Origin of the sequence: Tateyamaria sp., from assembly GCF_039945315.1 — a bacterium.
GTDB lineage: Bacteria > Pseudomonadota > Alphaproteobacteria > Rhodobacterales > Rhodobacteraceae > Tateyamaria.
Genome location: NZ_JBDUXB010000019.1, coordinates 60,920 through 81,772 on the forward strand (window position 1 = coordinate 60,920; position 20,853 = coordinate 81,772).

The following is a 20,853-nucleotide window of genomic DNA, read 5'->3' on the forward strand; positions in this document are numbered from 1 at the left end:
TCACTCTCTTATTTCACCGACCCGGCCAGCAGACCGCGCACAAGATATTTTTGCATCGCAAAGAAGACGCCAAGTGGGACTGCGATCGACACAAAGGCCGCCGTCGCAAGGATTTCCCAATTGCCTCCGCGCGTGCCCAGCAGGTTCACGATCTGGTCGGTCATGACAGTGGTCTGACCCGTGGCATCGATCAGGAACACCTTGGCCACAAGCAGGTCATTCCACGTCCACAGGAACTGGAAGATCGCAAACGACGCCAAGGCAGGGAACGAAAGTGGGAGGATAATCTTGGTAAAGATCTGAAAATCCGTCGCCCCGTCCACCTTGGCGTTTTCGATGATGTCGCGCGGCAATCCGACCATGTAGTTGCGCAACAGATATATCGCGAGCGGTAGCCCGAACCCGGTATGGGCAAGCCAGGCCCCCAGATATCCTTTGCCGATGCCAATCCCCACATGGAGTTTCAGCAGCGGGATCAGGGCCAGTTGCAGCGGCACGACCAACAGGCCGACAACGCAGGCAATCAAGATCGCGCGCCCCGGAAAGTCCATCCAAGCCAGCGCATAGGCCGCAAAGGCCGCCACCACGATGGGAATGATCGTCGCCGGGATTGTGACCGTCAGCGTGTTAAAGAACGCCTTGGCCATATTGTCGTTGGAATCCCCACTGGTCATGATGTTCACGTAGTTGTCCGTGGTGAACTCTGGCGGAGATACAGCGGTGACAAAAGCCCGTTGCCCCCGCCCGCTGATCTGTTCGTCATTGCCCGACCAGACATAGTTCCCCGCCGCGTCGATGGTGAACGTTTCACCCTCTCCCAGATCGGCAACATCGCCAGCCTGATAGGCATCAACGGCGCGCGACGAGGTGCCCCAGCTTTGGATTTCGCCGATGGCGCTGCCTTCTTCGAACAGGTTGCCCTCGACTACAAACAGATCACCCCGTTCGATCCGATTTTCGTCGGGATCAGCGACACGGTAGCGTTCGGTCTGTTCCGAAGGGAACAGCGCCGCCCACCAGCCGGAACCGGAAATCTGGTCAGCGGTGCGAAAGGACGACACCAGCAGCCCGAAGGTCGGGAAGACCCACAGCGCCACAAGCAAAACAACTGAAATATTGACGAGCCATCCAAGGGACGATTTGGAACCTGCGATATTGTCCATTATTTCATCTCCTTACGGGCGTTGTAGACGTTCCAGACGAGGATCGGTGACACCATGATCATGATCACAATGGCTGCTGCCGACCCCACGCCCCAGTCATTGGCGCGGAACAGCTTGTCGAACATGTAGTTGGCCAGAACCTGCGTTTCCCACTGCCCGTTGGTCATCGCGAACACGATATCAAAGACCTTGAGTACGGTAATTGTGATAGTCGTCCAGACCACCACGATAGTGCCCATGATCTGCGGCACCTTGATCTTGAAGAAGACCTGAAACGGGTTGGCGCCGTCCACGATAGCGGCCTCGATCGTTTCTTCGGGGATGCCACGCAGGGCAGCGGACAGGATCACCATGGCAAAGCCGGTCTGGATCCAGATCAACACCACCATCAGCAGGAAACTGTTCCAGAAGGGGATTGTCAGCCATGTCTGCGGCTCACCATATGGATAATCGAAAGTGAACACGCTGATCAGCGAGGAAATCGACAGATACACAAGGTACAGCGCAGCGGCCCCAACAAAGAGGCGCAGCGGCACAAAGCCTGCACCCCCGCCATTCTGACGGCTTTCGGCGATAGGACGCACAAAGATCCAACCGACATAGGCGACAATGGCACCAAAGGACAAAAGGATAAGGGTCGGCAGCGCCTGCAACATCAGGAATGACCCAAAGCCGCCGTCAAACTGTAGCCATACCGCGTTCAGGATGCCGATCTGGTTCTGATCTGCGGGGCGGGTTTCGTAAACCAACTTAAAGATAACGCCCGCACCAACGAAGGAGATCGCCATCGGCATAAAGATCAGGGATTTCGCAATCGATCCCCATTTGATCCGGTCAGTAAGTTGCGCGGCCAAGAGGCCAAAGGCGGTGGAGGCGGCAGGTACGACGATCAACCACAGAAGGTTGTTGCGCAGCGCCTCCCAGAATTTGGGTTCGCCAAACATCTGATTGTAGTTGGCAAGGCCAACGAAGGCGCCGCCCTGATCGCGGTCAGTCAGCGACAGCCGCAGTGTCTCGAACACCGGATAGGCAAGGTAAAGACCAAGCGCGAACATCGCCGGAAACAGGAACAACCATGGACGGACCATATTGGCCTTGTTGATGTTGTCGCCCGCTTTTGGCCCTTTGGCCGGAAAGACAACCTTATCGAGGAACTGGTTCGATCCCCAAAAATACAACAAGCACCCGCCGACGCCGGCAACGATTGTAAAAAGTCCCAAAATTGCGGGGTTCATCTGGCATCCTCCCTATGGCGAGGCCCCGTTTTCGCGTGGGGTCTCTCGCAACCAGCACGTGTCCGGTTGTGTGATCAGCCCGCTTGCGCGGACTGATCGATCTCGTGAGTGGTCAAAGCGCTTACTTCAGCGCGTCCCAGCTGTCCTGAATGTCGGAGGCAACCGCGGCGGCGTCTTTGCCACCCGTGTAGTCAACCATGCCGGTCCAGAACGAGCCTGCACCAACACCACCGGGCATCAGGTCAGAACCGTCAAAGCGGAACGTGGTCGCGCCCAACAGAACGTCACCCAGCGCGCGCAGCGTGTCGTCCTTGTAGGCTTCGGTGTTCACGCCCTTGTGGGGTGTGAGAAAGCCGGTTTGCGCCATCATGATCTCGTGGCTGAGGGGCAGTTTGAAGTACTCCATCAACGCTGACGCGCCATCGGACGGATCGGTGATCGCCATCAGCGTACCGCCACCCAAAACCGGGTTGCCCAGATCCTTGTCCGCATAGGACGGGAAGTAGAAGAAGTTGGTGTCGACACCAAACTCTACATCTTCAGGGAAGAAGGCCGGAACAAACGATGCCTGACGGTGCATGTAGCACTGTGGAGGTGAGGTGAAGAGGCCTTTGGGGCTGTCGCGGAAGTCAGTGGAAGCCACCGCACCGGCACCGCCGGACACTTTGGCATCGTCACGTGCGAAATAGCCGAACTCTTCGATCGCAGCGATCACGCGTGGATCGTCAAACGGGATCTCGTTAGTTGTCCACTGGTCATAGACCGAAGGATCAACTGTGCGCAGCATCATGTCTTCGACCCAGTCGGTCGCTGGCCAACCCGTGGCGGCACCACTTCCCAGACCAATACACCATGGCACTTCGCCATCGGCCACGATCTGTTCGGTCAAAGCCTTGAGGTCTTCCATGGTCGTGGGCACTTCGTAATCGGCGTCTTCGAAGTTTTCCGGGTTGTACCAGACCAGCGATTTGACGTTCACGTTGTAGAAAAAGCCATACATCTGGTCGTTGCCATCGGCATCCGCATAGGTGCCCAGATCAACCCAGGAAGGCCCCGCCGCATAGTTGTCTGCAACCCAGGATGCCATGTCGTCACCCAGTGGTGTCAACTGACCCTTGCCCGCCATCACGGCCGCCAGACCGGGTTGGGGGAAGACGGAAATGTTGGGGGCAGACCCCGCTTCGGCGTCAATTACGATCTGCTGTTCGAAGGAATCCGAACCCGTGTAGATCACGTCCGCACCTGTCGCCTCTTCGAAATAGGCCAGTGCGTTGTCCAGGAACCCGTCTTCGGGTGTCAACCAGGGGCCAAACACAGTGACGGTCTGTCCGCTCAGGTCGGGCGCATTTTCGGCCCATGCGTTGTAGCTGTCCCAGCTAAAGGGGCCTTCGCCAATCGGGAAAGCAATGTGGCCGTCCGCATGTACGCTCGCCGCCGTAATTGCCAATGCCGCAGCACTGGCCAGTAGAGTTCTGGTCATCGTGGTTATCCTCCCATTTCATACCCAAGCCGCACCGTCTGTTGAACGGCCCGTCCGCGCAATGACAGCTTGCCAAAGCGCTTTGGAATGGGCGGACCGTTGCTGAAAAATGCGTAGCTGTCAAACGTTCTGCGTCATGGGACTGAAGACATCGTACCACGTGAAGGTGGAAACATGAGAGGTTTTGACGAAGGTGCTGTCATTCTATAGCGTCGCCTGAGTTTAAAGCGCTTTGGATCGGAAAACCGTGAATCTTAAGGAACTCTCGAAACATTTGGGGATCAGCCAGACGACAGTCAGTCGCGCGCTGAACGGATATCCCGAGGTTTCTGAGGCAACACGCGCCCGAGTGATCGCTGCGGCCAATGAACACGGCTACAGCCCAAATACCCGCGCCCAGGGTCTCGCAACGGGTCTGAGCCGCTGTATCGGCCACGTGATATCGGTGGGTGATTCGGGCGAAATGGTGAACCCGATCTTTGGGGATTTCATGGCTGGCGCGGGCGAAACTTATGCTGCGCACGGCTATGACATGATGGTCACCCGCGTCGGCCAACGCGACGAGGCAGACATCTATCGTCGTCTCAAGGCGCGCGGTGCGGTGGATGGGCTGGTAATGCACGCGCCACGCTTTGACGATTCGCGACTGCCTGTGCTGACGGAACTGGGCCTGCCATTCGTGGTCCACGGACGCTCCAGCGGAGCAAACACGACCTATTCCTATCTGGATGTGAACAACCGGAGCGCCTTTCATGAAGTGACCCAACATCTCACATCTCTCGGCCACCGGCGGATTGCCCTACTCAACGGTCAAGAACAGCTGGATTTCGCCATACGCCGCCGACAGGGCTACGAACAGGCAATGGAAGAAGCTGGTCTGCAGGTGGACCCGACAGTGATGACCCAAGGCGAGATGACCGAGGACTATGGGTACCAGAATGCTATGACCATGTTGGACCTGCCCGAACCGCCCACAGCGTTTCTGGTATCTTCAATTATCTGTGCCGCCGGCGTGCGCCGTGCGCTTGATGATCGCAACCTGCGGCCCGGCGAAGATGTGTCGATTGCTACCTTTGACGACTGCCTCAGCTATTTCCGCAACAGTGCTGCACAACCCGTCTTTACGGCGATGCAATCGTCGGTGCGCGCGGCAGGGGCGACCCTTGCCCAGATGCTGATTGACCGGATCAACGACCCTACAGCGCCACATACGCAAACCCTTTGGGAAGCCGAATTTGTCGCTGGCGCCTCTACCGGGCCGAACAAGGACTAAACCATGCTGACGCATAAACGCTCTGATTTCCCCGACGGTTTCCTGTTCGGGGCCGCAACTTCCGCCTACCAGATCGAAGGACACAAATTCGGCGGTGCCGGCCGCGCTATGTGGGATGATTTCGCAGTAACGCCGGGGAACGTGGTGAGGGCCGAAGACGGTGCCTTGGCCTGCGATCACTATCATCGCTACGAGGCCGATCTGGATCTGCTCAAGGACGCTGGCTTTGACGCGTACCGGTTTTCAACCAGTTGGGCGCGGGTGATGCCGGACGGCAGAAACGTGAACCCCGAAGGCCTCGATTTCTATGACCGGCTGACGGATGCAATGCTGGAACGTGGGCTAAAGCCTTGCGCGACGCTTTATCATTGGGAACTGCCCTCTGGGCTGGCTGATCAGGGCGGGTGGCGCAACCGCGACATCGCAGGCTGGTTCGGGGATTTCACCGAAGCTGTGATGGCGCGTCTGGGAGACAGGATGTTCTCCGTCGCCACGATCAACGAATTCTGGTGCGTGTCGTGGCTATCGCATTTTCTAGGCCATCACGCGCCAGGACTGCGCGACATCCGGGCCACAGCGCGTGCGATGCACCATGTGTTGCTGGCGCATGGCACGTCCATCGAACGCATGCGCGGCCTTGGGGTGCGGAACCTTGGGGCTGTGTTCAACATGGAATGGGCGGCACCTGCGGACGACAGCCCAGAAGCGGCTGAGGCGGCGGCCTTATATGACGATATCTACAACCATTTCTTTGTGTCCGGCGCGTTCAAAAGCACGTATCCTCGCCGCCTTGTCGCTGCGCTGGGCGAGCACTTTCCAGAGGGCTGGCAGGACGACATGGCGACAATCTCTGCGCCTTTGGACTGGGCGGGGATCAACTATTACACGCGATCCCTTCTGGCCGCGGACGCTGGCCCATGGCCGCACCTTCGCGCGGTCGAGGGGCCGCTGGAAAAGACCCAGATGGGGTGGGAAATTTATCCGCAAGGTTTGCGCGATTTCCTTGTGCGCACGGCCCGCGAGTACACGGGCGATCTGCCGCTTTATGTGACCGAAAATGGCATGTCCAATGCGGATTCGGTGGTGGATGACGCGGTCGATGACGCCCCCCGCATCGCCTATTTCAACAGCCACCTGTCGGCTGTGCGCAATGCCATCGGCAAGGGCGTCCCTGTCAAAGGTTACATGGCGTGGTCGCTGCTGGACAATTACGAATGGGCGCTGGGCTATGAAAAGCGGTTCGGCATGGTGCACGTGGATTTTGAGACGCTGGAACGGACGCCCAAAGCCAGTTGGCACGCGTTCAAAGCGATGCTGGCGGAGTAGGGCAGGGACGTCTGGTGAGCGGGACGAAGCTGCCTTTGGAACCAACGAGATGAACGCCCATTTTCACGAAGATACCATGAGAATTTAGACAGGCACGTATTTTAGAGAAAACGGTGCCCAAATGTTTTTCCAAGGACGTGCGCTTTCCAGTTCATAGGCCAACTCGTACAGCATTCGGTCATGGCCTTCTGCCGCAATGAAATGTGAACCGATGGGTAGCCCAAGAGAAGCGCTCCAGAATAGCGGTACTGACATAGCCGGGCATCCGGCGAAATTGATAGGCGAAGTAAACTTCAGCCGTGCCGCTGCATACTGCGCCATTTCATCTGTCCACAACTCGTCGGGCGTATGCTCATACAACGGCGGTGCCACGACCGGAGCAACTGGTGCCAAAAGAATATCGTAGCGTTGGAAGACGCCATCGAAGAGAGGCACCAGGTTGTCTAAGAATTCGCGGCCCTTGCCAATATCTTCTGCAGAATAGGCAGCCGAAGCCTCAATGTTGGAAGCCAACAAAGGAGTCAGCAGCCCGGCTTCCATAAGTGGCTTGCCAGAAGCCGCTTCTACAGCTTGCTTTAAAGGCCCCACCTTTCCTGCAAAAAATTTCACATAGGCGTCGGCCATAGCATCAGCGTCAACGGGCCAATCTGTCTCTTCTACGACGTGGCCAAGAGACTCTAGCAATAGCGCTGCTTTGCGCTGCGCATCGGCAACCTCTGGGTCTGTTGAAATCAACTTCCCATCATCTATTGCCAAGCCAATTCTGAGACGCCGGGGCGACGGTCCCTCAACAAAGCCCTCTGGCGGGAATGGGTCGCCTGCGAAGTCTTCAGTAAGAGAAAAAGCAAGTGCACTGTCGCGAACTGTGCGAGACAGCATCTGGTTTGTTTTCGCCACATCATGCCCGCCGTCAGCTTCGCCCGATAGCATTCGGCGCCGACTAGGCTTCATACCGAAGATGCCTGTAGCAGACGGTGGTAGCCGATTTGAACCTGCACCATCCGTTCCATGCGCCATCGGAACGACCCCTGAGGCCACTGCAACGGCGGATCCTCCACTGGATGAAAAAACGGAATAATCAGGGTTCCATGGGTTTCTGGTGGCACCAAAAACATCGTTGTTCGTTATGACAAAGCTGGCCATCTCGGGCACGTTGGTCTGGCCAAGAATGTTCAAACCAGCCCTCTCGACAGCTTCTACATACTCGACGCTACGCTCCGGGACGTTATTCAACATCAACCGAGAACCGTCCGTTCTAGGCATCCCACCAATGTCGATCATGTCCTTCATCAGGATTGGGACACCGGCAAAGGGCGCGTCGAGCGGGATCGTGTCGGCCTTCAAGCGAGCTCTGTCGAACGCTGAGTTCGTCATAAAATTCAGCGCGGGATTCATCACCTCGATCCGGCGGATGATTATCTCAACCAATTCTGATTGAGTAAACTCACGGGCGCGCAACCGAATTGCCAGTCCCGTTGCATCTTCGTCAATTAGCTCGTCCATGCGACGTGTCTGAGTAAGACCTGCAACCGGCTTCAAGCCTAAGACAGCCGTCGCAGCGGCGGATCTCATCAAAAATGCTCTACGGGTTTGTCCAGACACTAGGCTCACTCCTTCCGCTTCTAAGGCTTGCGAAATTAGATCAAATCCTTCGATTATCAAACAAGGAGAAAATTAGGCGCGTCTCATGATCGCCCATAGCTAGCGATGGGCAGAATGCTTTCCGTTGTAATGTCTTTTGGAATTTTTTGAACTGACCTCAAAATATGCGTAACAAAGCATCGTCCACTCTGGGCTCAGACCCGTCGTTGAGGTTCTCAAACACGATCGATGAAAGACCGTAATTGCGCCGGCACCCTTCCCATCCGGGCGACCCCCTGCCAAACTCTAACGGAACGGATACATCCAGACCTTGTAATCAGCGACCAGAATATGCGCGCGATCAATCTCATCCCTGGTCATTTTCTTGACCACCTCTTCGAGGCTGATCGCCGCGTCCGGGTCGCCGCCGATGGCCGACAGGGTGTACCACATATAGGCCCGCACAAGGTCCGGGGCCGGCATGCCGCGTCCGACTTCGTAGTACCAGCCGACGCCGGATTGCGCGCCGGGATGCCCCTTCATCGAGGCGCGCAGATACCATTCGAACGCACGCTCATCGTCCCGTTCGACGCCGAGGCCAAGCGCGTAGAGGACCCCGATCAACTCTTCGGCTTCCGCATTGCCCGACCGCGCCGCTGGCCACAGTGCCTCATAGGCCGCTTCGTAAGCGCCGGCCTCCATCAGGTCGCGCGCCTCTTCGAGTTCGGCAAAGGCCGGGGCGGCGAGAAACACCAGGGCTATGGCAAGTTTGCGCATGTCATCCTCCTGAGCGCGACGCCGGTCTGGGCGACGGAGTTGCCGCGCCCTTTGACGCAGGATGATTTCATCCCCGTAGAGGCAGCACAAGCCAAACTGGGCCAGCTGCTGTTTTATGACCGCATCCTGTCGGGCAACCAGAACATCTCCTGTTCAACCTGCCACCACCCGGATTTGGGTACTGGCGATGGTCTAAGCCTTGGGATTGGTGAGGGCGGAGTAGGTCTTGGCCCGCAACGCAAACCAGGCGTGGGCGAGGATCGCATCCGCAAGCGTATCCCGCGCAACGCACCGGGGTTGTGGAACCTCGGCGCACAGGAACTGAGCGTGATGTTCCATGACGGACGCCTGAGTGTCTCTGACACCTACGAGAACGGGTTCAATTCTCCGGCAGAGGAACGGTTACCTAAAGGCCTTGAGAACCTGCTGGCGGCGCAGGCCATCTTTCCCCTCGTTGCGCAGTTCGAGATGGCGGGTAACCCCAAGGAGAATGAAGTCGCCGGGGCGGTGCATGATCGTATCGATTACGCGTGGCCGATCCTGACTGACCGGGTGCGTCACAACGCGGATTACGCGGGCATGTTTGCAGACGCTTATCCGCATATCGAGGTGTCCGCTGATATCACCATCGCGGATATTGCCAATGCGCTGAGCGCCTTCATGATCGCCGAGTGGACCAGTTTTGACACTCCATTTGATGCCTATCTGGAAGGTGATACCTCGGCGATGACCTCGATTCAGGTTGATGGGATGGACTTGTTCTATGGAGCGGCCGGGTGCAGCGACTGCCACAGCGGGCCACTGATGACGGATCAGGAGTTTCATGCCCTTGGGCTTCCCCCCTTTGGTCCGGGACGCACCCGTCAATGGGACCCGATGGTGCGCGACGTAGGCCATATGGGGGAAAGCAACCGGCTTGAGGATGCCTATGCCTTCCGCACGCCTATGCTGCGCAACGTGGCGCTGACGGCACCCTACGGTCACAACGGGGCCTATCCGACCCTTGAAGGGATCGTGCGCCATCACATGAACCTTGCCGAAGCTCTTGAAGCGTGGACACCCAAGCAGGCAGCCTTACCCGAAGTCCCGTGGCTTGCGGCTATTGATTTTGCGGTTTGGCAAGACAGCCGCGAGATGGCACGTCAACGCGCAGCGGCCACGCAAGTGACGCCCACTTTGCAAGACACGGAAGTCGCAGCGATTGTGGCGTTCCTCGAAGCTTTGACAGGTGAGAAAGCAATGACTGGCCATTTGGGCATCCCTACAAGCGTGCCCAGCGGGTTACCGGTAGATGGCCGGATCAGCGACTAAGCCGATTGCTACCGCCCTTTCCAGACCGGATCACGCTTTTCGGCAAAGGCTTTGGCCCCTTCAAGCTGATCTTCTGAGCGGTAAAGCGTTTCGACCGAGGCAAGTTGGCTTTTGGTGATCCGGTTCATTGCGTCCTGAAACTTGGCGTCTTCCGCGTCGCGCACGATTTCCTTGATGGCGGCGTAAACCAGAGGTGGACCAGAGGCGAGCAGGCGGGCAAGGTCCCATGCCCGCTCCATCAGCGCGTCACCGGGTACAATTTCGTTCACGAGACCCCAGCGGTGTGCCTCTTGGACGTCAAACCAGCGCCCGGTCAGCAGCAACTCCATTGCGATGTGGTAAGGAATGCGCTTGGGCAGCTTGACCGAGGCCGCGTCCGCGACGGTGCCAGACCGGATTTCGGGCAATGCAAAACTGGCATGATCGGCGGCAAGGATGATGTCCGCGCTCAGCGCCAGTTCGAGGCCACCGCCGCAGGCAATCCCGTTCACCGCCGCGATGACTGGCTTGTTCATGTCGCGCATTTCCTGAAGGCCACCAAAACCGCCGACACCATAATCGCCGTCGACGGCGTCTCCGTCCGCTGCCGCTTTCAGATCCCAGCCGGGGCAGAAGAATTTTGCACCCGCCCCGGTGATGATCGCAACCCGCAAGTCAGGATCATCTCGAAATTCGAGGAACGTGTCGCCCATCACGACGCTTGTGGCCAGATCAATGGCGTTTGCCTTGGGCCGGTCAAGGGTCACTTCGAGAATGGCGCCCTCGCGCCGTGTTTTCACCGGGCTGTCGGTCATGTCTTGTCTCCGGGGGCTGCAAAGGGATCGTTATTAGGATCGGGGTTGCGGACATATTCGGCGTAGTTGGCGGCATCTGCGGCGGCTTTGGGACCAAGACAGTCTTCGATCACGGCAAGTGCCATGTCCATGCCTGCGGAGACGCCTGAGGACGTGTAGATGGACCCATCCTGAACCCAGCGCGCATGCCGTTGCCAGTCTACTCCGCTGGTCTGGTCTGCCACCCAATCAAAGGCCAGCTTGTTGGTCGTGGCGCGTCGGTCCTCGAGTATGCCCGCCTTGGCCAGCAGTAGCGAACCGGTGCACACAGATGTGGTGTACTCGGCGCCTTCAGATTGTGATTTCAGCCAGTTCAGGAACGTTGCATCATCGTGGATATTCCGCGTGCCGCGACCACCCGGAACCAGCAGAATATCGTATTGTCGTCCATCATCCATCGCGTCTTCGGCCAAGGTACTGGGACCGCCAGAGGATTTTACCGGTCCTTTTTCCAAGGCGACTGTGCGGATTTCAAAGTCGTCCCGGAAAAACGAGAACATCTCAAGCGGTCCATAAATGTCCAGCATCTCAAAGTCGGGAAATAGGACCGCTGCAAGCGTGCGCATCATGTCACCTCTTCGGCCAGTTGAATCAGAGCATCCACGGCCACCGCACGGTCCGGCGTGCAGATCAGCGGGTTGATCTCAACTTCGCTGAGTGTGCTGGAATGCGCAAGGACATAGGCCTGAATGGCCAGTACGGCTGAGGCAATCGCGCCAATGTTTGCAGCAGGTTTGCCGCGGTATCCATGCAAGACGCGCCCGATGGCGAGTGTATCGAGGGCTGCGAGGATGTCATTTTCGTCCACCGGCAGCAGCAGGTGCGCGGTGTCGCGCAGCAGTTCGGTCAAAACTCCTCCGGCGCCGAGTGTCAGGACAAACCCATGCGCTTGATCGCGTGTGACGCCGACCAGCAGTTCGGCAACGCCATCGGGAACCATTTCTTCCACAAGTATCTCGGGGGCGCCGATCTGGGCGGCGGCCGAAGCGACGCCCTCATGATCAATACCCAGCAGCACGGCGCCCGTGTCGCTCTTGTGGGCCAGTCCCACACCTTTGACTGCCAGCGGAGCGCGCAGAGACTGCGCCAGACCTGCAATATCACCTTGTGGGCCGCTGATGCCTTTGGGGCAATCCAGACCGTAAGACGACAGAACAGCTTTGGCTTGATCTTCTGCCAAGGTTTGCGTCGGTGTTCCGGTGCCGGGCGTGCACAAAGGCAAGCTGTGTGGTGCTGCGCGGGGGCCTGCGGCGGTGATGGCGGATAAGGCTTCGCCCATACCGTGAAACGGGATCACGCCACCTGCCATCAGTTGATCCGCGACATTCGGCGGCATCAGTTCGGGCAGGCTTGCCACGACGCCAAAGGGCCTGCCTGTTTCGGCGCGTACTTTTAGGGCTGCTTCGGTTGCGCATATCCAGTCAGACGCGTCTGTCACGGGGTAGTCGACCACGGACACGGTCATGTCGAAGGTCTCACCCGTCATACCCGACCATGCTTGCGCCATCGCGTCTGCATCGCGCCAGATGTAGGTGTTGTAGTCCAGCGGGTTGCTGAGCGCGACCATTGGCCCAAGGGCTTCGCGAAGTGCATCGCGGGCCTGCTCGTCAAGCGCGGGAAAGGTTAGCCCCGTGCCTAAGGCCATGTCGGCAATCAGGCTCGCTTCACCCCCCGAGCAACTGATCGAGGCGAGGCGCGTCCCGTCCAGCCGTCCGTAGACATGCAACAGCTTTAGCGTTTCCAGAAACGCAGGTAGGTCGTGCAGGCGCGCAATGCCGAGGCGATCGAGCAACGCCTGCGCCCCCGCATCGCTGCCGGCAAGGGATGCGGTGTGGGACACGGTGGCATGTTTTGCCTGATCCGACGCGCCAACTTTCAGGGCGATCAAGGGAATGCCTTTCTCGTGCGCCTTTGCCGCCAACGCTTCCCAATGGTGCAGATCACCAAACCCTTCGATATGCAGTCCGATTGCGGTGACACGGGCGTCGTCCAACAATGCCATCGCGATCTGCGCTTGCGAGGTTTGTGCCATGTTCCCACAGGTGAACATATAGGCAATCGGCAGCCCGCGCTGTTGCATGGTCAGGTTTATGGCGATGTTGGAGCTTTGGGTCAGGATCGCGACGCCGCGCGCAACCGGGCTGCACCCATGTTGATCAGGCCACAATAGCGCGCCATCCAGAGCGTTGATAAAGCCATAGCAATTCGGCCCGAGGATCGGCATATCACCCGCCGCCGCAACCAATTGCGTCTGCAAATCGGCGGCGGTGCCATCTTCGGCCAAAGCCTCTGCAAAGCCGGAGGCAAAGCACACGGCACCACCTGCACCCATTGCGGACAACTCTTTGACGATGTCCACCGTGGTCTTGCGGTTGACGCCGACAAAGACAGCGTCCGGAACCTCTGGCAGATCAGCAAGGGATGGAAACGCGCCGTGACCCGCGACCATGGCCGCACGCGGATGCACTGGCCAGATTGCGCCATCATATCGCATTTTTTCTGACTGTTCGACGACCTGTGCGCACCACGCGCCACCGCCGACCACGGCAATGGACTTTGGGCGCAACAAGCGGGTTAGATCACGCACGCCACGCCCTCATGTTGGTCCGGCTTCATCTCGCTGGGTGGGTCCAGCCCAGACGGAATTCATCTCAGGCCCCGAGGGGGCGCAACAGATCGCGCGCGATGATGTGACGCTGGATCTCGCTTGTGCCGTCCCAGATCCGTTCGACGCGCGCATCTCGCCAGAACCGCTCGATCGGGAAGTCATCCATCAAGCCCATTCCGCCGTAAATCTGCAAGGTCGCATCCGTGACCCGCGCGAGTGTTTCGGAGGCGTAGACTTTCGCGCTCGCAATCTCGCGGTTTGCAGGCAAGCCCTGATCCAGTCGCCATGCTGCTGCCAGCGTCAGCCAGTCGGCCGCGTCGATTTCGGTGATCATGTCGGCAATCTGAAACCCGACACCCTGAAACTTGCCGATTTGCTGGCCAAACTGTTTGCGCTCGGCGGCGTAGTTCAGAGCATAGTCAAAGCATCTGCGCGCACGGCCTACGGAAAAGGCGGCGACCGTGATCCGCGTGGCGTAGAGCCATTCGTTCATCACTGCAAACCCGCCATCGACTTCGCCCAGAACTTGAGCATCAGGCAAGCGACAATCGTCAAAGTCCAGAATACAGTTCTTGTACCCCCGATGGCTCACAGAGTTGTAGCCGTCGCGGACTTCGAACCCCGGCGTGCCACGGTCCACAAGGAATGTCGTAATCCGTTTCTTGGGACCTTTGGGCGTGTCATCCTCGCCCGTGGCGATGAACACGATGAAGAAATCAGCATGGTCCGCACCCGAGATAAAGTGCTTGGACCCGTTGATGACCCAATCGCCACCATCCCGCACCGCGCTGCATTTCATGCTGCGCACATCCGAGCCTGCGCCCGGTTCGGTCATGGCCAGCGCGTCCATTCGTTCGCCGCGCACTGCTGGCAGCAAATAGCGCTCGCGTTGTTCGCCCTCGCAGGCCATCAGGATATTTTGCGGTCGGCCAAAGAAGTGAGTGAGCGCCATAGAGCCACGGCCCAACTCGCGTTCCACAAGGGTGAAATCCAGATGGCTCAGGCCAGCGCCCCCAACCTCTTCGGGGAAGTTGCAGGCGTAGAATCCCAGATCAATGACCTTTTGTTTGATCGCCTCGCCTAGCCCATGCGGCACTTCGCCTGTCCGCTCGACTTCTGCCTCATGCGGGTAGATTTCGTGCTCAACAAAACTGCGCACGGTCGAGACGATCATCTCTTGTTCGTCACTGAGGCCAAAGTGCATCGCGGGCTCCTGTTCGCGTATGTTCGATGTGCACCTAAGCCCAGCTTTGACGCGCGCGCCATGGCAAATCCGACACCGCACAAGTCAGTTGCGAATGTTTTTCCGCCAAGCGGGACGTCATAGGGCTGGCAGGCCAGTGCTACTCTACGTCGATGGGGTCAAAACTGTCAGGCCGCGCTCGGTTCCACCGCATCAAATAGCCGTACTCGTCTTCTTCATCCCGTAGCAAAAACCCTTCGGCGAGATAGGGGTAGACTTCTTGTCCGGTGACCATGTTGCGATCCCCTTCGCGCATGAGCAGGTGGTGCGGACGTAAATCGTTGGGATGGGACAGACCGGCTGCACCCGTCATTTCTGCAAGAGCCTTGAGGGTGTTTGTGTGGAACCTGTAGACCCGCTCGGCTTTGTCGGGCACGACCAGTGCGCGTTGGCGCATTGGGTCCTGTGTTGCGACCCCGACGGGGCAGTGATTGGTGTGACAAGCCTGTGCCTGAATGCAGCCGATCGCAAACATGTAACCGCGCGCCGAATTCGCCCAATCCGCCCCAAGGGCGAGCATTTTCGAGATATCGAACGAAGATACGATCTTGCCCGACGCCCCAATCTTGATCTGATCGCGCAGACCTGCTCCGCGCAATGTGTTGTGGGCAAAGGTCAGCCCCTCGACCAGCGGCATACCGACGTGGTTGGCAAATTCCAACGGCGCCGCGCCTGTGCCGCCTTCCTTGCCGTCAATCACGATGAAGTCAGGGACGATCTTGGTCTCTAGCATTGCCTTTACGATGCACATGAATTCGCGGCGGTGCCCGATGCACAGTTTGAATCCCACAGGCTTACCGTGGGAATTTTCGCGTAACCTTCCGAGGAACTGCATCATCTCGATAGGGGTTGAAAACTCCGGATGTGCAGCGGGCGATACGCAATCCTGACCCATGGGAATATCGCGGGCCTCTGCAATCTCGGGCGTGATCTTTGAGGCAGGCAGCACGCCACCATGGCCAGGTTTGGCACCTTGGCTCAGTTTGACCTCGATCATTTTGACCTGCGGGTTGCTTGCTTGTTGGGTGAACTTATCAACGTCAAACGCGCCCTCATGGGTGCGACAACCGAAATACCCTGATCCCAATTGCCAGATCAGATCGCCTCCGCCTTCGCGATGATAGCGGCTGATGCCTCCTTCACCCGTATCATGGGCGAAACCGCCTTTTTGTGCCCCGGTGTTGAGCGCAAGGATTGCGTTGGCCGATATGGAGCCAAAACTCATGGCTGAGATGTTGTAGATCGACGCCTCATAGGGCGCTTTGCAGTCCGGGCCACCAACCCGCACCCGGAAATCATGATCCGTCAGGTGCTTGGGGACAATAGAGTGGGTGATCCATTCGTAGCCGGAATCGTACACACGCTGCTGGGTGCCGAAGGGACGTTTGTCTTCGACCCCTTTGGCGCGCTGATAGATCAGAGAACGTTGGTCGCGCGAAAACGGCTCTTCGTCCTGATCGCTTTCCATTAGGTATTGGCGGATTTCGGGGCGGATGCCTTCGAAGAGGAAGCGCAGATGACCCATGATTGGATAGTTGCGCAGGATCGAATGGCTGGGTTGCGTCAAATCGTAAATGCCAAGGGCTGTTAGCGCAGCAAACAGTGCCACGAACAGGATCATCCATCCGGACCAGAACAGGGCAATCAAGCTTAGCAGTGTCAGGGCAACGGATGCATAAAGCAGGCTGTAGCGGGTCATGGCGGCATCCTTTGGGTGACGGTGATGTGCTTTGCACAAGGTGTCAGCGTTGCTGGCCTTTTCGTCAAGCGCGGTTTCCGCGTTCTTTTAGACTGGACTTGACTGAAGGATGCACCGCCTATCGGAAAACAAGAAAACCACGCCCATGAGCGTAGACACGCCTTCAGCCCAGGATGTCTTTGAGCGAAGTTGCGACTTCGGGTACGTCCCGCAAATCCAGTGCTGAGTGTAAATCAACTAGGTGGCTGACCATCAACTCTTCGGCCAGAGTGGCGTCATTCGCTTCGATCGCTGAAACCAGCGAGTGATGTGCGTGGCTTTCGCATAGAGCGCTTTCGCGCTTCCAATAGAGCGCAACGATAAGCGATGAGCGAGATATTAGGGTCTCAACGAAGTCGGCGATCGTGGATTGGCCTGCAATCTTGGCAATCTGCACGTGCAACTGCCCGGACAGATACAGGGCAAGGCCCCGGTCATTGCTGGCGACTGCCTCGTGCTCTTTGGTGATGTGGGCATTCAGCGCGGTGATATCCTCTGCTGTGGCCCTGAGAGCTGCAGAATGAGCGGTGCGGGGTTCAAGCAATTCACGCGCTTCAAATATTTCCAACGCCTCTTTGGGGGTTGGCTTGGCCACAAATGCCCCTCTGTTGCGGTGGATCTCGACCAACTGGCCGTGGGCAAGCCGTTGCAGGGCTGTGCGAATGATTGTGCGTGAGACGCCGTATATGTCGGCGAGCTCATCCTCGCCTAGCTTGGTGCCCGGTGCGAGGCGATGTTCATGGATTGCACGAGATAGGTCGGCGCTTACCAACTCACCATTGGGTGGTTTGGAGTTGTGTGTACGTTCAATTGTCCGTGGCCCATACATCGCAACCGCCTCTCGTTTCTTCTCATGACAAGAATCCGAAGTCGCAACAAGAGTCGCTCTGATTAAATGCAAAGCGCATCACGTTTTGTATACAATATTGTGCTCAAAATTTATGCAAGGATAGGTAGGAGTGTCTAATTGCGAGGCATTTCGGCTTCTCAGTTCGATTTCTGACCCGTTATTCTTTGCGACTCATGCCCTCGGCACGATCGATAGTCATCGAGGAGTGCACATGAGCGCGAACAATTCAGATCTGGAACTGGTGTCTCTGACCAAACGCTATGGCCCTACTGTGGCTGTGGACGGTATTAGTCACATCTTTGCTCCATCGAGCTACACCTGCCTGTTGGGTCCATCGGGATGCGGTAAATCTTCGACGCTGCGCATGATTGCGGGGCATGAGGTGGTCAGCGAAGGATCGATCCTGCTGAAGGGGCGCGATATCTCCGCCCTGCCGCCAGCCAAGCGTGGCACGGCGATGATGTTCCAGAATTATGCGCTTTTTCCGCATCTTAGCGTGCTCGATAACGTGGCGTTCAGCCTCAAGATGAAAGGTGTCGACAAGGCCGAACGGCACAAGAAGGCGGGTGAAATGTTGGAGCTGGTTGATCTGACCTCTTTGTCGGATCGTTTGCCTGCACAGCTGTCCGGTGGGCAGCAACAACGGGTCGCCTTGGCCCGCGCATTGATCACACGGCCGCAGGTCTTGCTGCTGGATGAACCGCTTTCTGCCCTTGACCCGTTCCTTCGCATTCGTATGCGCGCCGAATTGCGCAAGTTGCAGAGCGAATTGGGCATTAGTTTCCTTCACGTGACCCACGGGCAGGACGAAGCGTTGGCGCTGGCTGACGAAGTGGTCGTGATGAACAACGCTGTCATCGAACAGGCCGGCCCTGCGCGTGAAGTGTTCAACGCCCCCAAAACCAAGTTCGTGGCCCAGTTCATGGGCGGACATAACGTGATCGCCTTGCCGGAAGGCCCCGTGGCCGTTCGAACAGATGCGGTCACCACCACTGCGGTGGAGGAAGGGCGCATTCAGGCAAACGTATTGGCGGTCGAGTACCAGGGAACACACGTGTCCGTACTGACCCGTATCACTGGCGATCAGGAGGTGACCGCACTGATACCGGACGCCGCCTTTTTCGCCAAACCCCACACCCCGGGCGACCAGATCGGTCTGACCTGGGACCAAGCAAACCAACACCAACTGACCGCCTAAAACGCGGCACCCAACCTACGACCGACAAGGAGAGAGAAAGATGACCAAATACACCAAACGAAACGGATTAAGTCGCCGCACCATGCTGAAGACCGGTGTGGCTGCCGCTGCCGGAACACTGGCTGCCCCGATGGTTTGGGCGCAGTCCAACATCGTGCTGCGTCAAGCGGGTACAGGCGTGTCTGCCTTCAACGAAATCGCTGCCAAAGCAAAGGAAGACCTTGGCATCACGATGGAAATGACAGCGCTTGATTCCGATAGCGTTACGCAGCGTGTGGCTACCCAGCCAGACAGCTTTGACATTGCCGACATCGAATACTGGATTTGTAAAAAGGTCTGGCCAACGGGCAACCTGCAGGCGATGGATACATCCAAAATCGCCAACTACGACAAGATCGCTGGTACTTTCCGATCCGGTAAACTGACCCCTACCTCTGAGATTGCTCAAGGTACTGCACCTCACACGGTCGGCTTCACCACTGGCGTCAACGGCACCGAATTTGTGCAAGAAGAATCCGGGTACATGACCCTGATCCCGACCATTTATAACGCTGACACGCTGGGCATCCGCCCCGACCTGATCGGTCGCCCGATCAGCAACTGGTCTGAACTCTTGAACCCAGAATTTAAGGGCAAAGCGTCGATCCTCGACATCTCGTCCATCGGGATCATGGATATGGCGATGGTTTGCGAGTCGATGGGTGAGATCACCTATGCCGACAAGGGCAACATGACCAAGGAAGAGATCGACAAGACCATGGCGATTTTTACCGAGGCCAAGCAGAACGGCCAGTTCCGCGCCTTCTGGAAGTCGTTCGACGAAAGCATCAACCTCATGGCGTCGGGCGAAGTGGTAATCCAGTCGATGTGGTCGCCGGCGATCACTGCCGTGCGCGGTCAGGGCATCCCATGTGTTTATCAACCCTTGGAGGAAGGTTATCGTTCCTGGGGTGGCGGTATGGGTCTTGCAGCCAGCCTTGAAGGGGCCAAACTGGACGCAGCCTATGAGTACATCAACTGGTACCTCTCTGGCTGGGTCGGTGGCTTCCTGATGCGACAGGGTTACTACTCGGCTGTGCCTGAGACGTCCAAGCTGTTCATGTCTGATGACGAATGGGGCTTCTGGTACGAAGGCAAAGAGTCCGTTGGCGACATCGTAAGCCCAAGTGGTCAGAAACTGGAAGGCGCCGGCGTGATCCGCGACGGTGGATCCTTCCTTGATCGGATGGGTGCTGTTGCTTGCTGGAACTCCGTGATGGACGAAAACCAGTACATGGTACGCAAGTGGAACGAATTTATCGCCGCTTGATCAAACTTTGGGGGCGCGCAGTGCTGCGCGCCCCAACCCTTTCTGGCGCGGCGATCCACACAACATGCAAAAAATAATAAAAAACAAAGCAGTAACTGGATGGATGATGGTATCCCCTCTTGCTGCAGTCCTGTTTTTGTTTCTTGTGTTGCCGATCGTCATGATCGTCGTCGTCAGCTTCTGGCGCGCAACTGAATTTTCGATCATCCCGGCATTTGAGTTCGACAATTACGAGTTTCTGTTCAGCTCACCGGTCACCTACACGGTCTTCATCAACACGTTTAAATACGCGATCATCACGTGGATTTTCACGTTCCTCATTGGGTTCACAGTCGCCTACTACCTCGCTTTTCATATTCGCAGCCTGACATGGCAGATTGCCCTGTTCCTGCTCTGCACAATCCCGTTCTGGACCTCTAATATCATCCGCATGATCAGTTGGATTCCGTTTCTGGGACGTAACGGGATTGCCAATTCAACACTGATCTCCTGGGGGGTCATTGATGAGCCACTGGAGTGGCTTTTGTTCTCTGATTTTTCCGTCGTGCTGGCCTTTGTGCACATCTACACGCTGTTCATGGTGGTGCCGATTTTCAACACCATGATGCGGATCGACAAGTCTCTGATTGAGGCCGCCCGGGACGCTGGCGCAAGTGGCGCACAAATTCTGTGGAACGTTGTCCTGCCGCTGACCAAGCCCGGCATTATGATTGGCACAATTTTTGTAGTGACCCTTGTGATGGGCGATTTCTTTACAGTGCGCATCATGTCTGGCAGCCAGTCGGCCAATGTCGGGCGCCTGATTTCCAACGATATCTCGCTGTTGCAATACCCTTCAGCCTCAGCAACGGCGATCGTGCTTCTGGTTACGGTCCTCATCACCATCGGCATCCTCCTGCGTTTTGTCGACATCCGAAAGGAGTTGTGA

Annotated in this window: 17 protein-coding genes; 6 read left to right on the forward strand and 11 right to left on the reverse strand. The window is 57.5% G+C overall.

Annotated features, from left to right (window positions below):
- Nucleotides 1-8: 8 nt before the first annotated feature.
- The 3 genes from ABJD00_RS05320 to ABJD00_RS05330 all read right to left on the reverse strand — a co-directional run bounded on the left by ABJD00_RS05320 (nucleotide 9) and on the right by ABJD00_RS05330 (nucleotide 3,878).
- Nucleotides 9-1,163, reverse strand: coding sequence for a carbohydrate ABC transporter permease (locus ABJD00_RS05320; RefSeq protein WP_413835535.1), 1,155 nt, complete (start codon nucleotides 1,161-1,163; stop codon nucleotides 9-11).
- A complete protein-coding gene (locus tag ABJD00_RS05325; protein WP_413835533.1) occupies nucleotides 1,163-2,398 on the reverse strand; it encodes a carbohydrate ABC transporter permease in 1,236 nt (411 codons plus the stop codon). The genes ABJD00_RS05320 and ABJD00_RS05325 overlap by 1 nt, the downstream gene beginning before the upstream one ends.
- Nucleotides 2,399-2,519: 121 nt before the next feature.
- A complete protein-coding gene (locus tag ABJD00_RS05330) occupies nucleotides 2,520-3,878 on the reverse strand; it encodes an ABC transporter substrate-binding protein (RefSeq protein WP_413835530.1) in 1,359 nt (452 codons plus the stop codon).
- Between the two features lie 247 nt (nucleotides 3,879-4,125).
- Here ABJD00_RS05330 and ABJD00_RS05335 point away from each other — a divergent pair, with 247 nt between their 5' ends.
- Nucleotides 4,126-5,151 carry a LacI family DNA-binding transcriptional regulator gene (locus ABJD00_RS05335; RefSeq protein ID WP_413835527.1) on the forward strand — a complete coding sequence of 342 codons (1,026 nt, stop codon included), beginning with the start codon at nucleotides 4,126-4,128 and terminating at the stop codon, nucleotides 5,149-5,151.
- A 3-nt stretch (nucleotides 5,152-5,154) separates the two neighbouring features.
- Nucleotides 5,155-6,477: a GH1 family beta-glucosidase gene (locus tag ABJD00_RS05340; protein WP_413835525.1), complete on the forward strand. Its 1,323-nt coding sequence runs from the start codon at nucleotides 5,155-5,157 to the stop codon at nucleotides 6,475-6,477.
- A gap of 84 nt (nucleotides 6,478-6,561) precedes the next feature.
- Here the strand turns inward: ABJD00_RS05340 and ABJD00_RS05345 are convergent, their stop codons facing one another.
- The gene (locus tag ABJD00_RS05345; RefSeq protein ID WP_413835522.1) at nucleotides 6,562-7,980 is read right to left on the reverse strand and encodes an amidase; all 1,419 of its coding nucleotides are present in this window, start codon (nucleotides 7,978-7,980) and stop codon (nucleotides 6,562-6,564) included.
- Between the two features lie 384 nt (nucleotides 7,981-8,364).
- Nucleotides 8,365-8,835 carry a tetratricopeptide repeat protein gene (locus ABJD00_RS05350; RefSeq protein WP_413835519.1) on the reverse strand — a complete coding sequence of 157 codons (471 nt, stop codon included), beginning with the start codon at nucleotides 8,833-8,835 and terminating at the stop codon, nucleotides 8,365-8,367.
- Nucleotides 8,836-8,886: 51 nt separating this feature from the next.
- Here ABJD00_RS05350 and ABJD00_RS05355 point away from each other — a divergent pair, with 51 nt between their 5' ends.
- Entirely contained in the window at nucleotides 8,887-10,146 is a 1,260-nt protein-coding gene (locus ABJD00_RS05355) for a cytochrome-c peroxidase (protein WP_413848937.1), read from the forward strand.
- Between the two features lie 8 nt (nucleotides 10,147-10,154).
- Here ABJD00_RS05355 and ABJD00_RS05360 read toward each other — a convergent pair whose 3' ends face one another.
- The 6 genes from ABJD00_RS05360 to ABJD00_RS05385 all read right to left on the reverse strand — a co-directional run bounded on the left by ABJD00_RS05360 (nucleotide 10,155) and on the right by ABJD00_RS05385 (nucleotide 17,397).
- On the reverse strand, nucleotides 10,155-10,940 hold the full coding sequence (locus ABJD00_RS05360) for a carnitinyl-CoA dehydratase (RefSeq protein ID WP_413835513.1): 786 nt from the start codon (nucleotides 10,938-10,940) through the stop codon (nucleotides 10,155-10,157).
- Nucleotides 10,937-11,548, reverse strand: a complete 612-nt coding sequence (locus ABJD00_RS05365; protein WP_413835511.1) for a DJ-1/PfpI family protein — start codon at nucleotides 11,546-11,548, stop codon at nucleotides 10,937-10,939. Before ABJD00_RS05365 ends, ABJD00_RS05360 begins: the two co-directional genes overlap by 4 nt.
- The gene (locus ABJD00_RS05370) at nucleotides 11,545-13,566 is read right to left on the reverse strand and encodes an acetate--CoA ligase family protein (protein ID WP_413835508.1); all 2,022 of its coding nucleotides are present in this window, start codon (nucleotides 13,564-13,566) and stop codon (nucleotides 11,545-11,547) included. The genes ABJD00_RS05365 and ABJD00_RS05370 overlap by 4 nt, the downstream gene beginning before the upstream one ends.
- A 64-nt stretch (nucleotides 13,567-13,630) precedes the next feature.
- Entirely contained in the window at nucleotides 13,631-14,791 is a 1,161-nt protein-coding gene (locus ABJD00_RS05375; protein ID WP_413835506.1) for an acyl-CoA dehydrogenase family protein, read from the reverse strand.
- Nucleotides 14,792-14,930: 139 nt separating this feature from the next.
- Nucleotides 14,931-16,529: an FMN-binding glutamate synthase family protein gene (locus ABJD00_RS05380; RefSeq protein WP_413835504.1), complete on the reverse strand. Its 1,599-nt coding sequence runs from the start codon at nucleotides 16,527-16,529 to the stop codon at nucleotides 14,931-14,933.
- 163 nt (nucleotides 16,530-16,692) lie between these two features.
- Complete coding sequence (locus tag ABJD00_RS05385; RefSeq protein ID WP_413835502.1) at nucleotides 16,693-17,397, reverse strand: GntR family transcriptional regulator; 705 nt, start codon at nucleotides 17,395-17,397, stop codon at nucleotides 16,693-16,695.
- 232 nt (nucleotides 17,398-17,629) lie between these two features.
- Here ABJD00_RS05385 and ABJD00_RS05390 point away from each other — a divergent pair, with 232 nt between their 5' ends.
- The 3 genes from ABJD00_RS05390 (at nucleotide 17,630) to ABJD00_RS05400 (ending at nucleotide 20,853) form a co-directional block, all read left to right on the forward strand.
- Complete coding sequence (locus ABJD00_RS05390; RefSeq protein ID WP_413835500.1) at nucleotides 17,630-18,616, forward strand: ABC transporter ATP-binding protein; 987 nt, start codon at nucleotides 17,630-17,632, stop codon at nucleotides 18,614-18,616.
- Nucleotides 18,617-18,656: 40 nt separating this feature from the next.
- Nucleotides 18,657-19,925: an ABC transporter substrate-binding protein gene (locus ABJD00_RS05395; protein ID WP_413835498.1), complete on the forward strand. Its 1,269-nt coding sequence runs from the start codon at nucleotides 18,657-18,659 to the stop codon at nucleotides 19,923-19,925.
- Between the two features lie 64 nt (nucleotides 19,926-19,989).
- Complete coding sequence (locus ABJD00_RS05400; protein WP_413835496.1) at nucleotides 19,990-20,853, forward strand: ABC transporter permease; 864 nt, start codon at nucleotides 19,990-19,992, stop codon at nucleotides 20,851-20,853.

Bases quoted from the DNA above. Each gene is read 5' to 3' on its own strand.
- ABJD00_RS05360 (WP_413835513.1), bottom strand. From the start codon at position 10,940: ATGACCGACAGCCCGGTGAAAACACGGCGCGAGGGCGCCATTCTCGAA.
- ABJD00_RS05350 (WP_413835519.1), bottom strand. From the start codon at position 8,835: ATGCGCAAACTTGCCATAGCCCTGGTGTTTCTCGCCGCCCCGGCCTTT.
- ABJD00_RS05395 (WP_413835498.1), top strand. From the start codon at position 18,657: ATGACCAAATACACCAAACGAAACGGATTAAGTCGCCGCACCATGCTG.
- ABJD00_RS05385 (WP_413835502.1), bottom strand. From the start codon at position 17,397: ATGTATGGGCCACGGACAATTGAACGTACACACAACTCCAAACCACCC.
- ABJD00_RS05365 (WP_413835511.1), bottom strand. From the start codon at position 11,548: ATGATGCGCACGCTTGCAGCGGTCCTATTTCCCGACTTTGAGATGCTG.
- ABJD00_RS05400 (WP_413835496.1), top strand. From the start codon at position 19,990: ATGCAAAAAATAATAAAAAACAAAGCAGTAACTGGATGGATGATGGTA.
- ABJD00_RS05320 (WP_413835535.1), bottom strand. From the start codon at position 1,163: ATGGACAATATCGCAGGTTCCAAATCGTCCCTTGGATGGCTCGTCAAT.
- ABJD00_RS05340 (WP_413835525.1), top strand. From the start codon at position 5,155: ATGCTGACGCATAAACGCTCTGATTTCCCCGACGGTTTCCTGTTCGGG.
- ABJD00_RS05380 (WP_413835504.1), bottom strand. From the start codon at position 16,529: ATGACCCGCTACAGCCTGCTTTATGCATCCGTTGCCCTGACACTGCTA.
- ABJD00_RS05390 (WP_413835500.1), top strand. From the start codon at position 17,630: ATGAGCGCGAACAATTCAGATCTGGAACTGGTGTCTCTGACCAAACGC.
- ABJD00_RS05325 (WP_413835533.1), bottom strand. From the start codon at position 2,398: ATGAACCCCGCAATTTTGGGACTTTTTACAATCGTTGCCGGCGTCGGC.
- ABJD00_RS05345 (WP_413835522.1), bottom strand. From the start codon at position 7,980: ATGGACGAGCTAATTGACGAAGATGCAACGGGACTGGCAATTCGGTTG.
- ABJD00_RS05375 (WP_413835506.1), bottom strand. From the start codon at position 14,791: ATGCACTTTGGCCTCAGTGACGAACAAGAGATGATCGTCTCGACCGTG.
- ABJD00_RS05330 (WP_413835530.1), bottom strand. From the start codon at position 3,878: ATGACCAGAACTCTACTGGCCAGTGCTGCGGCATTGGCAATTACGGCG.